Raw genomic sequence first — 12,745 nt, forward strand, 5'->3', positions numbered from 1 at the left:
TGTTTACAAAAATCTCAAAATAGAGTACAATTATATTGTGAAATAATTAACAAATCGAAATTTCTTACACTATTCTTGAAAATTTCCGAAAACATGAAAAAGTTCTAGAAAAGGATAAGGGTTTCAAACATTGGAGGAAAGCATCAAATGGCTGATAAAAAAACTCTCTCACCTGAAGAAAAGAAACTCGCTGCTGAAAAACACGTAGACGAGTTGGTGCAAAAAGCGCTGGTGGCGCTTGAAGAAATGCGCAAATTGAACCAGGAGCAAGTGGACTACATTGTAGCGAAAGCATCTGTAGCTGCTCTTGACGCACACGGTGAGCTTGCTCTTCATGCTTATGAAGAAACTGGTCGTGGGGTCTTTGAAGACAAGGCAACAAAAAACTTATTCGCTTGTGAACACGTTGTGAACAACATGCGTCACACCAAGACAGTTGGTGTCATTTCAGAAGATGACGTCACTGGTTTAACGCTGATTGCAGAGCCAGTCGGAGTTGTCTGCGGGATCACTCCTACAACAAACCCTACTTCAACAGCAATCTTTAAAGCCTTGATTTCATTGAAAACACGGAACCCTATCGTCTTTGCCTTCCACCCATCTGCTCAAGAATCATCTGCTCATGCGGCACAAATCGTACGCGATGCGGCAATTGCAGCTGGAGCACCTGAGAACTGTGTGCAATGGATTACCCAACCTTCTATGGAAGCAACTAGTGCCCTTATGAACCATGAAGGAGTTGCTACGATCCTTGCGACTGGTGGTAACGCCATGGTAAAAGCCGCTTATTCTTGTGGAAAACCAGCTCTTGGGGTCGGTGCCGGAAACGTACCTGCTTATGTTGAAAAATCAGCCAATATCCGCCAAGCAGCACACGATATCGTCATGTCTAAATCATTTGACAACGGTATGGTCTGTGCGTCTGAACAAGCGGTTATCATCGATAAAGAAATCTACGATGAGTTTGTTGAAGAATTCAAATCTTACCATACTTACTTTGTCAACAAAAAAGAAAAAGCCCTTCTTGAAGAGTTCTGCTTCGGCGTAAAAGCCAACAGCAAGAACTGCGCTGGTGCGAAATTAAATGCGGACATCGTTGGGAAACCAGCAGCATGGATCGCTGAACAAGCTGGTTTCTCTGTTCCAGAAGGAACCAATATCCTTGCAGCAGAATGTAAAGAAGTTGGCGAAAAAGAACCGTTGACTCGTGAAAAATTGTCACCAGTCATCGCTGTCTTGAAATCTGAAAGCCGTGAAGACGGAATTAACAAAGCTCGCCAAATGGTTGAATTCAACGGTCTTGGTCACTCAGCTGCCATCCATACAGCTGACGAAGAATTGACCAAAGAATTTGGTAAAGCAGTTAAAGCCATTCGTGTGATCTGCAACTCTCCTTCGACTTTCGGTGGTATCGGGGATGTTTACAATGCCTTCTTGCCATCATTGACACTTGGATGTGGTTCTTACGGACGCAACTCTGTTGGGGACAACGTTAGTGCCATCAACCTCTTGAATATCAAAAAAGTCGGACGCCGGAGAAATAACATGCAATGGATGAAACTTCCTTCAAAAACATACTTTGAACGTGATTCAATTGAATACCTACAAAAATGTCGTGACGTTGAACGTGTCATGATCGTTACAGACCACGCTATGGTAGAGCTTGGTTTCCTTGATCGTATCATCGAACAGCTTGACCTTCGTCGCAACAAGGTGGTTTACCAAATCTTTGCAGACGTAGAACCAGATCCAGATATCACAACTGTTGAACGTGGTACAGAGATCATGCGTGCCTTCAAACCAGATACTATCGTCGCTCTCGGCGGTGGATCTCCAATGGATGCGGCCAAAGTAATGTGGCTCTTCTACGAACAACCAGAAGTGGACTTCCGTGACTTGGTTCAAAAATTCATGGATATCCGTAAACGTGCCTTCAAATTCCCATTGCTTGGTAAGAAAACTAAATTCATCGCGATCCCAACTACATCTGGGACAGGATCTGAAGTAACACCATTTGCCGTTATCTCTGATAAAGCCAACAACCGTAAATACCCAATCGCTGACTACTCATTGACACCAACCGTTGCTATCGTAGACCCTGCCTTGGTATTGACAGTTCCTGGATTTGTTGCGGCTGATACTGGTATGGATGTATTGACTCACGCGACTGAAGCTTACGTATCACAAATGGCTAGCGACTTCACAGATGGTCTTGCTCTTCAAGCTATTAAACTTGTCTTTGAAAACTTGGAAAGCTCAGTCAAGAATGCGGACTTCCATTCACGCGAAAAGATGCACAATGCGTCAACCATCGCAGGTATGGCCTTCGCCAATGCCTTCCTCGGTATTTCTCACTCCATGGCCCACAAGATCGGTGCGCAATTCCACACCATCCACGGACGGACCAATGCTATCTTGCTTCCATACGTTATCCGCTACAACGGTACACGCCCTGCTAAGACAGCTACATGGCCTAAGTACAACTACTACCGTGCAGATGAAAAATACCAAGATATCGCTCGTATGCTAGGACTTCCATGCTCTACACCAGAAGAAGCCGTTGAAGCTTACGCAAAAGCTGTATACGAACTCGGTGAACGCTGTGGTATCGAAATGAACTTCAAAGCACAAGGCATCGATGAAAAAGAATGGAAGAAACATTCTCGTGAATTGGCCTTCCTTGCTTACGAAGATCAATGTTCACCAGCTAATCCACGTCTTCCAATGGTAGACCATATGCAAGAAATCATCGAAGATGCTTACTATGGTTACAAGGAACGTCCAGGACGTCGTAAATAAGACGCCAAGGAACAACTGATGTTTATCAGCTATCCCTCACTCGTAAAAGTGGGGGATTTTTGCTATTTGGGTCCAAAACTCGTTTTTTCATAAAAAATTAGACTTTTTTTCAAAAATTGTGTTATTTTTATAGCATTCCGAGCTATTTTATGTTACCCTATAGTGTATGAATCTGCCTGTAGCTGAAGGGTTATGATCCTTTTTCAGTTATAGGAAATGAAAAAACAAATCCAAGAAAGGAGGCCATCTCAAATGGAGTTAGAAGGTGACGTGCAAGGAAGACAAGATCAGGCACAGAAAATTATTGAAATGCCCCAACGAGATCGGGAAACACCCACTTCAGAAAATCAGCCATCATCTGCTTCGGTGGTCTCCATGTATGGGCAGGAAAAGCCAAGCATTTCTAGCCTCCATCAGCAACTAGCGAGCGCGTCTGGGACCCAGACCATTCAATTGCGGGAGGAATTGGTGCTAGCAGTAGCACAGAATGCTTCAGCGCAAGCAACTGCCTTTGAGGCAGAAGTCAAGGATAAGCTGGAAGAGGCTAAGGAGACGGTTTCCTATAAGGTCGCTGAGGTGTCACAAATGGCCCACAGCATGGCCCAATTTTTAACAGATGCAGAAGTGGAGCAACTATTAGGAGAGTTCTCCATGGATACTTGTTGGGACCAAGCAGTAGAGGCGGAAAACCTTGCCCAAGCAAAGGCCTACTCTACTCGCTTGTCAGACTTGGCAGGTCAGCTGGAGGCTGCATCAGCCCAATTGGTGGACTTGGACAAGGGACAAGCGACGGCCTTTGATTTTTCATAAGTAGGAGAAAAAGATGTTAGAGATCCTGGGAGAGGACAGAGAACGAATTGAGGAGCTCCATCGAGAGATTAAAAAGGAGCAAGAGCGGATTGCGATCAGAAGTTTGATTGCAACGCAGAAAGCCTTGATGATGTTGGAAGGGATGAGTTTGCAGGTAACCTTGGGCGGTCAATCCGAAAAGATGCGCTCTTTTGCTACAACGACCTTAGTTAGTGATTTGAAAGACGGATTTACAGGAGGAGCAGCGGACGCGGTAGAAACAGCACTGAAAGCAGTGAAGAAGCCGATTTTATTGAGTCCGATTAAAGGAGGTATGTGATGTACCATTCAGGAAATAGTGAATTAGAACAACTAGAAGATCGACATTACCGCTTCAACCAGAAACTTAGCGAGTTGGAGTGGGATTATGCGGATATGCGTATGGATGTCCGCCAACATACAGAAAATTTAGTAGACTGGCTGAGTGCCCTGCATTTTCAAGCCCCAAGTGCGGAGGCTCAAAGTGGCTTGGAGCGTTTATTTGCCTTGCAAGAAGAGTTTGAGGCAGAACTCAAGCGCTATGAAGAGCGTTTAGAAGAAGAGCGTGAGCGCGAGCAGCAAGAGTACTATAAGCAGCGCCAACAATTAGAAAAAGGTGATTGAAACATTCCTCTGGTAGAGATAAGAGGAATGTTTTTGTTTGCTCAAAAAACTTTTAAAAATGTGCTCATAAAATATTGTAAGCGTTTACTTAGTGTGTTATAATATTCACAAATAGACGAAAATAAAATGGTTTTATCAAACCAACAAAGAAAAGGAGTCGCTTATGAAAGCTGCAACTTATGTATCTGCAGGCAATCTGCAACTGCTTGATCAACCAAAGCCAGTGATCAAAAACCCAACGGATGCCATTGTGCGTGTCTTGAAGACAACCATCTGTGGGACAGACCTTCACATCCTAGGAGGAGATGTTCCGGCTTGTAAAGAAGGCACGATTTTAGGCCACGAAGGCATCGGGATCGTCGAAGAAGTCGGCGATGCAGTGAATAACTTCAAGGTGGGCGACAAGGTTATCATCTCTTGTGTCACAGCTTGTAATACCTGCTACTACTGTAAACGTAGTCTGCCTTCTCACTGTGAAGATGGTGGTTGGATTTTGGGTCACTTAATCAATGGGACCCAAGCAGAATATGTGCATATTCCACATGCGGATGGCAGTCTTTATCATGCGCCTGAAACTGTGGATGACGAAGCCTTGGTCATGCTCTCAGACATTCTCCCAACATCTTATGAAATCGGGGTGCTTCCATCTCATGTGAAACCAGGGGACAATGTCTGTATCGTTGGAGCTGGTCCGATTGGCCTTGCGGCTCTTTTGACCGTTCAATTCTTCTCACCAGCTACGATTATCATGGTGGACTTATCTGAATCTCGTCTTGAAGCAGCTAAGAAATTTGGGGCAACTCACACCATCTGCTCCAGTGATATCGCTGAAATTAAGGCCTTTATCAATGATGTGACGGATGGTCGTGGTGTCGATATTTCAATGGAATGTGTGGGTTATCCTGCTACCTTTGATGTCTGCCAAAACGTCATCTCTGTCGGTGGTCATATTGCCAATGTCGGTGTTCACGGAAAACCAGTTAGCTTTAATTTGGACGAATTGTGGATCAAGAACATTACCCTCAACACCGGTCTTGTCAATGCTAATACCACTGAAATGTTGCTCAATGTCTTGAAATCAGGCAAGATCGATGCAACCAAGCTCATTACCCACCACTTCAAACTTTCAGAGGCAGAGAAGGCATACGAAATCTTCAAACATGCTGGCGAAAACAATGCGCTTAAGGTCATTATCGAAAATGACATTAGTCAATGAAAGGTTAACTAATCTTTGTTCATAGTTTTTTTAGTAGGGCTGGGAGGTAACTTCTAGCCCTTTTTCAGAGGATTAAGAGATGAGAGATATAAAAAGTGAAATTGGGGAAAAACTAAGACGATTAAGAGAAGAAAAGGGGTTGACGAGAGAAGTACTTTGTAACGATGAAAGTGAATTAACAGTTCGTCAGTTAGTACGTATTGAAAAGGGGGAGTCTTTGCCTAGCTTAAAAAAATTAGAATATATTGCGAATATGCTGGGTATTCCAGTATCGAATATTGTAGATCATGATAAAGCGGTGTTACCTCGTAGATATCTAGAGTTGAAATTTCTAGTTACTCATTTTATGACATATGGGGATGAAGAACGGATAAGACTAAAGGAATCCTATTTTGATGAGATTTACGAATCGTATTTTGAAGATTTACCAGAAGAGGAACAAGTTGCTATTGAAGCTGTAGATGCAGCGTTAAATGTTTTTTCAACTGAGAAAGCTGAATATGGAGAAAATTTGATTGAGGAATATTTTGGGCAATTGATGACTAAAAAAGAATTTTCTCAAAATGATCTATTAATCATCAAATTATTTTTGTTCAAGTGTCTCGCGAGAGCCAAGGATAAAAGAGATGCCATGATTTTAGTTGATAAAATGATTGCAACCAAAGATTCATCTGATAAAACGAGCCTATATTTAATAACCAGAAATTTGATAGCGATGACTTCTATCTTATATCAAGATGAAGATTATGAACAGTTGGGTCCATATATAGATGAATTGGATAAATTGGTACAAGAAACTCAATATTTTCAACAACAGCCGGGTATAGATATGATGAAAGGAACCTATGCATTCTACGTGGAAAAAGATATAGAAAAAGCAAAAGTATTTTATCACCAAGCGATGGTTTGTGCTCATTCATTTGGCGAATTTGATCTTGAAAATAAAATAAAAAAAGAAATGGAAAAACATATAAAAATAAAATGGACATGACATTTATGTCATGTCCATTTTATTTTTAAAGTGATACTATTACTATCGAAAGCGAATAAAGGAGGATAAGCCAGATGTTGGGAGTAATTGTAACTGTACTATCTTTAGTATTTTTAGTTGATTAAAAATACTAATTTAACAATTAAGTAGAGAAGGTGATGATATGAAAAATATTAAAAAAATGATACTTCTTTCGATTATAGGATTCTCCTTAATAGGATCTTTTGTATCTCCAGTTAGTGCCAATGCTATAAAGCCCATTGAAGCAACAATTTCACGGGACCGTGGTGTTTGTGGAGATATGAATAAAAACAGTACAACCTATAAGCGCTATTGTCTCAAAGATGGTAATGCTTCAGCTCATTTGACTCAACGACAAATAGATTGTATTTGGTCTTTGTTTGGAGTTGCTGTGTCCCCAGCTGGTGGGTGGGTATCTGTAATTAGAGAACTTGGTAACGTAGCGTACAAGTGCTATAATGTATGATTAAAAGGAAATAGTTTATAAGATTACGTTAAAATAATCCTCCTTTGTTTGTTATTATTAATATGGTTCGTGAAATGAATTTTAAGAAATTTAGTAAATTAATGCTAGGTATTATTCTTCTATGCCAGTTAAATGCTTGTGTTTTATCATCAGGATTGGCTGATAAAGAAAATTTACAATTAACAAAAGTTGAAATCGATAAAGATTATGAATTAAAAATGAAAAGATTGTATCGCTCTATAGTAACAAATTATACAAAAGTAAGTGCTGGAAATATCATAGATAGAAATTTAAAAAATAACAGTTTTGTATATATAGGCAGAGAATCTTGTCCATTTTGTAGAGAGTTTGTGCCAATGTTAAATGAGCTTTTATTAAAGTCAAATAACAAAGTCTACTATTTAGATACTGAGTCAGATTCAAAAAATCCTAGAATACAGGAGTTTTATCAAAAATTTAGTATAGATGGAGTACCTGCTTTGTTATATTTTAAAAAAGATGGGGCATACGAAATATTACATGAAGATGATGTTTTATCTGAGTGGATTAATAAAATGATAGAAAATTAATATCATATATAAATTTATAATTTTCACTTCATATTGCTTGTAAATAACCTATTATAGTCTTATAATATAAGTGCAGAAAACGATTACATAATAGAAAGGTGTGATCTTATGAAAGGCTTTCGTTACCATCATGAATTCTGGATGGACTTCCATTTCTGGCTCTTGGTCTTGCTTTTAGCAGCTGTAGCTTTGATGATGCAGGCTCCGCTTTCGGTAGTTAGCCTAGCTTATCTTGCTTTTGTAGGGATTTTGATTCTGTTGCAGGTCTTTCAACCGCCTGTATCGACACGTCAGTACCCAGAAGGTAGCTACCATTTCAATTGGAACTTCTACCGGGATACCCGACTGTATATCGATCTCTTTTTATTATCACGTCTCTTGGCAGGGCCAATTGTTTCGTCAGATGTGCTCTATTGGATCTTGCTTGGTGCCGTCGTCGGCTCTATTGGCTTTGTATTTGTCGTAAAGGAAAAAGCGACTCAAAAGATGGCTTAGGGAATCACCATGTCCTAGATCTCTGAAACTAGTTTCAGAGATCTTTTTATTTTTGCCTAAAATGTGAAACTATAATCCAATTGCACGATTAATATTGTAAGCGCTTTAAAAATAGATTATAATCAATTTACAAGTACTCGAGTTGCCTTATTATCAAAGGAGAAGGAGTTATGTCAAAGATTACAAAAGATGAACTGATTGAACAAATCAAAGACGGCATCATTGTTTCTTGTCAAGCTCTCCCTCATGAACCGCTCTATACAGAAGCAGGAGGAGTCATTCCTCTCTTGGTCAAAGCGGCTGAACAGGGTGGAGCTGTCGGAATCCGAGCCAATAGTGTCCGGGATATCAAGGAAATCAAGGAAGTGACCAAGTTACCAATTATTGGGATTATCAAACGTGATTACCCACCTGAAGAACCCTTTATCACGGCTACTATGAAAGAAGTCGATGAGCTGGCAGCTTTGGATATCGCGGTCATTGCGCTTGATTGTACCAAACGTCCGCGTCATGATGGTCTTTCGATTAGTGACTTTATCCATCAAGTCAAAGAGAAATATCCTGACCAACTCTTGATGGCTGATATTTCGACTCTGGAAGAAGGATTGACAGCTGTCGAAGCGGGAGTGGACTTTGTCGGAACAACCCTTTCAGGATATACGGACTACAGTCCGAAGGTTGATGGTCCAGATTTTGAACTGATCCATAGTCTCTGCCAAGCAGGAGTGGATGTCATCGCAGAAGGTAAGATCCACTATCCGGATCAGGCCAAGAAAATCCATGATCTCGGGGTTCGCGGGATCGTTGTAGGCGGCGCCATTACCCGACCAAAAGAGATCACCGAGCGCTTTGTCGCAGCCTTAAAATGAGAAAACAAAACAGTAGATTGAAGGAGGAGGAGACCGAATAGAGAGTAGTCGAATTCATTTAATGAGAATGTTTCAGTGAAGGATAACGATGAAGATTTCAAGAAGGAAGTCATATTTGCTTAACTTTCTGCAACATAAATCTAGTGTAAAAGGAGAAATAGATGATATTTGATGATTTAATAAACATAAAATTGTACAAAGGGATTCATCCTAATCTGGATCAAGCGATTGATTTTCTCTATGAACACCGGAAAGATTCTTTTGAGCTAGGGAGATATGATATCGACGGTGACAAGGTCTTTCTCGTTGTCCAAGAAAACACCCTTAACAAAGATGAAAATGATCGCTTTGAACATCATCGCCGTTATGCCGACCTTCATTTATTAGTTGAAGGACATGAATTTTCTAGCTACGGTTCCCGTATCCTAGATGAAGCTATTCCATTTGATGAAGCAAGTGATATTGGCTTTGTTCATTGTGAGAAATTCTATCCACTTCATTTGGGCTATCATAATTTTGCAGTCTTCTTCCCTGGTGAACCTCACCAACCAAATGGCTATTCAGGTCAGGAAGAAATAGTCAGAAAGTATCTATTCAAAATTGCGATTGATTAGATATGTCAAATAGAAAATGGAGGAGATAAGCGATATAGTTAGTTTTTTCGGAGAAGTTAAGGCTTCAAAGCACTGATTACATATTTTGTATTAAAAATAGAAAGAGGAAAACAATGAAAAATAGTAAGAAAATTCTTTTCGCTTTGGTTCTCGCGTTATTCGCATTGTTTGTCACTGCATGTTCATCTTCAAAAAATGATGCAGAAGGAAGTAATAAATCTGGAGAATTATCTGGTGAAATTGTAATGTGGCACTCATTTACTCAGGGACCTCGGTTAGAAAGTATTCAAAAATCAGCTGATGAGTTCATGAAGAAGCATCCAAAAGTTAAAATTAAAATTGAAACCTTCTCGTGGAATGACTTTTATACAAAATGGACAACAGGTTTAGCGAATGGCAATGTTCCAGATATTAGTACAGCATTACCAAACCAAGTTATGGAAATGGTCAATTCAGATGCTTTAGTTCCATTGAATGATTCTGTTAAGAAAATCGGAGAAGATAAATTTAATAAAACAGCATTAGATGAAGCGAAGGTTGATGGCAATTTTTATTCCGTTCCTTTGTATTCACATGCTCAGGTCATGTGGGTTCGCACTGATTTATTGAAACAATATAATATTGAAGTTCCAAAAACATGGGACCAGTTGTATGAAGCTTCTAAAAAATTAAAAGAAAATGGAGTTTATGGATTGTCTGTTCCTTTTGGGACAAATGATTTGATGGGGACACGCTTCTTGAATTTCTACGTACGAAGCGGTGGTGGAAGTCTGTTGACAAAAGATTTGAAAGCTAACTTGACAAGCAAATTGGCTCAAGATGGAATTAAATATTGGGTGAAAATGTACAAGGAATTTTCTCCTAAAGATTCATTGAACTTTAATGTCTTGCAACAAGCTACTTTGTTCTATCAAGGAAAGACAGCCTTTGACTTTAACTCAGGATTCCATATTGGTGGTATCCAAGCAAATAGTCCTCAACTAATTGATGCGATTGATGCTTATCCGATTCCAAAAGTAAAAGAATCAGATAAAGATTATGGTATTGAAACTTCTAATATTCCATTGGTAGTTTGGAAGAATTCAAAACATCCAGAAGTAGCGAAGGCATTCTTAGAATCTTTGTATGAAAAGAAAGACTACATTCGTTTCTTGGATTCAACTCCTGTTGGAATGTTGCCTGCCATCAAAGGAATTAGCGATGATCCAGCCTATAAAGATAATGACATCCGTAAGAAATTCCAACATGCAGAAGAAGTTATTACAAAAGCAGCAGAAAAAGGTACAGCTATTGGATATGAAAATGGTCCAAGTGTTCAAGCTGGAATGTTAACAAACCAACATATCATTGAACAAATGTTCCAAGATATTATTACAAATGGTAAAGATCCAATGGAGGCTGCTAAGGATGCAGAAAAACAATTGAATGATTTATTTGAAACTGTAGCAGTTGATGTTAAATAATGATAGCAGAGGCTACAATTATGTGGCCTCTGTTTTTAGAGAGGAATAAGCATATGGTCAAAAATAGAAATTTGACTCGATGGGTGTTTGTATTACCTGCTATTATCATTGTTGGACTATTATTTGTTTATCCATTTTTCTCCAGCATCTATTTTAGCTTTACAAACAAACATTTGATCATGCCAAGGTATAAATTTGTAGGATTGGCAAACTATAAAGCAGTTTTATCGGACCCTAATTTCTACAATGCCTTCTTTAATTCCCTTAAGTGGACAGTCTTTTCTCTTTTGGGACAAGTGCTTGTTGGTTTTGTATTAGCACTTGCATTGCATAGAGTAAGACGCTTTAAGAAGTTATATAGGACATTGTTGATTGTTCCTTGGGCGTTCCCAACTATTGTCATTGCCTTTTCTTGGCAATGGATCTTAAATGGAGTATATGGTTATCTACCTAACTTGATTGTGAAATTAGGACTGATGAATCACGTCCCTGGATTTTTGACAGAAAGTACGTGGGCTTTCATCTGTTTAGTGTTTATTAATATTTGGTTTGGTGCCCCTATGATCATGGTCAATGTTCTATCTGCCTTACAAACGGTTCCGGAAGAACAGTTTGAAGCCGCTAGGATAGACGGAGCTTCCAGTTGGCAAGTTTTTCGATTTGTAATTTTACCTCATATTAAAGTAGTAGTCGGATTACTTGTTGTACTGAGAACAGTATGGATCTTTAATAACTTTGATATTATTTATCTGATTACTGGTGGTGGCCCTTCAAACGCAACAACAACATTGCCAATATTTGCATATAATCTCGGTTGGGGAACAAAACTTCTTGGGCGTGCCTCAGCGGTAACAGTCTTGCTATTTATTTTCTTATTGGCAGTATGTTTCATTTACTTTGGAGTTATCAGTAAATGGGAGAAGGAGGGTAGAAAATGATGAAGAGAAGAACAAATGTACTCCTTGATATTGGATCCCATGTTATTTTAGTTATTTCAACTATTATTGCAATTTTTCCTTTAGTTTGGATCCTCCTATCTTCTGTAAAAGGCAAAGGTGAATTAACCCAATTTCCAACAAGATTTTGGCCTAAACAGTTTACTCTAGATTATTTTACGCATGTCATTAATGATCTACATTTTATAAACAATATAAAAAATAGCCTGTTAATCGCATTAACGACAACAGTTATCGCTATTATCATTTCTGCAATGGCTGCTTATGGTATTGTTCGATTCTTTCCAAAATTAGGGGCGATTATGTCCCGATTGCTGGTAATTACCTATATCTTCCCTCCGATTTTGTTGGCAATTCCTTATTCAATTGCCATTGCAAAAGTTGGATTGACCAATAGTTTAATTGGTTTAATGATTGTTTATCTTTCATTTAGTGTTCCTTATGCGGTGTGGTTGTTAGTAGGGTTCTTCCAAACAGTTCCAATTGGAATTGAGGAAGCAGCAAAAATAGATGGTGCGAATAAATTTGTTACCTTCTATAAAGTGGTATTACCAATTGTAGCGCCAGGAATTGTTGCTACAGCGATCTATACCTTTATCAATGCCTGGAATGAATTTCTTTATGCATTGATCTTGATCAACGATACAAGTAAAATGACTGTTGCGGTGGCTTTGCGTTCATTAAATGGCTCGGAAATACTGGATTGGGGAGATATGATGGCGGCATCCGTAATTGTGGTATTGCCTTCAATTATCTTCTTCTCAATTATCCAAAATAAAATCGCAAGTGGTCTTTCTGAAGGATCCGTAAAATAGTAAAAATAGAAATAGGAGA

General features: G+C 39.2%; 14 protein-coding genes. All 14 read left to right on the forward strand.

Going from position 1 to position 12,745, the window contains the following annotated elements; genetic code table 11:
• Positions 1 to 147: 147 nt before the first annotated feature.
• The 14 genes from adhE (at position 148) to K1I56_RS06755 (ending at position 12,726) form a co-directional block, all read left to right on the forward strand.
• Positions 148 to 2,799, forward strand: a complete 2,652-nt coding sequence (gene adhE / locus K1I56_RS06690; RefSeq protein WP_223325585.1) for a bifunctional acetaldehyde-CoA/alcohol dehydrogenase — start codon at positions 148 to 150, stop codon at positions 2,797 to 2,799.
• A gap of 252 nt (positions 2,800 to 3,051) precedes the next feature.
• A complete protein-coding gene (locus K1I56_RS06695) occupies positions 3,052 to 3,609 on the forward strand; it encodes a hypothetical protein (protein ID WP_223325586.1) in 558 nt (185 codons plus the stop codon).
• 13 nt (positions 3,610 to 3,622) lie between these two features.
• Positions 3,623 to 3,928, forward strand: a complete 306-nt coding sequence (locus K1I56_RS06700) for a hypothetical protein (RefSeq protein ID WP_049472664.1) — start codon at positions 3,623 to 3,625, stop codon at positions 3,926 to 3,928.
• Positions 3,928 to 4,251, forward strand: coding sequence for a hypothetical protein (locus K1I56_RS06705; RefSeq protein ID WP_223325587.1), 324 nt, complete (start codon positions 3,928 to 3,930; stop codon positions 4,249 to 4,251). The genes K1I56_RS06700 and K1I56_RS06705 overlap by 1 nt, the downstream gene beginning before the upstream one ends.
• Positions 4,252 to 4,414: 163 nt before the next feature.
• Entirely contained in the window at positions 4,415 to 5,467 is a 1,053-nt protein-coding gene (locus tag K1I56_RS06710) for a zinc-dependent alcohol dehydrogenase family protein (RefSeq protein ID WP_223325588.1), read from the forward strand.
• A 79-nt stretch (positions 5,468 to 5,546) separates the two neighbouring features.
• Positions 5,547 to 6,458 (forward strand): helix-turn-helix domain-containing protein, encoded by a 912-nt coding sequence (locus K1I56_RS06715; RefSeq protein WP_223325589.1) that lies wholly within the window; start codon positions 5,547 to 5,549, stop codon positions 6,456 to 6,458.
• A gap of 163 nt (positions 6,459 to 6,621) precedes the next feature.
• Positions 6,622 to 6,945, forward strand: a complete 324-nt coding sequence (locus tag K1I56_RS06720; RefSeq protein ID WP_195487718.1) for a hypothetical protein — start codon at positions 6,622 to 6,624, stop codon at positions 6,943 to 6,945.
• A gap of 74 nt (positions 6,946 to 7,019) precedes the next feature.
• Positions 7,020 to 7,514 (forward strand): DUF6568 family protein, encoded by a 495-nt coding sequence (locus K1I56_RS06725; RefSeq protein WP_205012044.1) that lies wholly within the window; start codon positions 7,020 to 7,022, stop codon positions 7,512 to 7,514.
• A gap of 108 nt (positions 7,515 to 7,622) precedes the next feature.
• Positions 7,623 to 8,009, forward strand: a complete 387-nt coding sequence (locus K1I56_RS06730; RefSeq protein WP_223325590.1) for an ABC transporter permease — start codon at positions 7,623 to 7,625, stop codon at positions 8,007 to 8,009.
• 170 nt (positions 8,010 to 8,179) lie between these two features.
• Positions 8,180 to 8,878, forward strand: a complete 699-nt coding sequence (locus K1I56_RS06735) for an N-acetylmannosamine-6-phosphate 2-epimerase (protein ID WP_003009406.1) — start codon at positions 8,180 to 8,182, stop codon at positions 8,876 to 8,878.
• 161 nt (positions 8,879 to 9,039) lie between these two features.
• Positions 9,040 to 9,492 (forward strand): NanQ anomerase/TabA/YiaL family protein, encoded by a 453-nt coding sequence (locus K1I56_RS06740; protein ID WP_045760113.1) that lies wholly within the window; start codon positions 9,040 to 9,042, stop codon positions 9,490 to 9,492.
• 113 nt (positions 9,493 to 9,605) lie between these two features.
• Entirely contained in the window at positions 9,606 to 10,955 is a 1,350-nt protein-coding gene (locus K1I56_RS06745) for an ABC transporter substrate-binding protein (protein ID WP_045760114.1), read from the forward strand.
• Positions 10,956 to 11,008: 53 nt separating this feature from the next.
• Positions 11,009 to 11,893 carry a carbohydrate ABC transporter permease gene (locus K1I56_RS06750; protein WP_006595263.1) on the forward strand — a complete coding sequence of 295 codons (885 nt, stop codon included), beginning with the start codon at positions 11,009 to 11,011 and terminating at the stop codon, positions 11,891 to 11,893.
• A complete protein-coding gene (locus tag K1I56_RS06755) occupies positions 11,893 to 12,726 on the forward strand; it encodes a carbohydrate ABC transporter permease (protein WP_201089639.1) in 834 nt (277 codons plus the stop codon). Before K1I56_RS06750 ends, K1I56_RS06755 begins: the two co-directional genes overlap by 1 nt.
• The last annotated feature ends 19 nt before the right edge of the window (positions 12,727 to 12,745 follow it).

Source organism: Streptococcus parasanguinis (assembly GCF_019929185.1).
Lineage (GTDB): Bacteria > Bacillota > Bacilli > Lactobacillales > Streptococcaceae > Streptococcus > Streptococcus parasanguinis_O.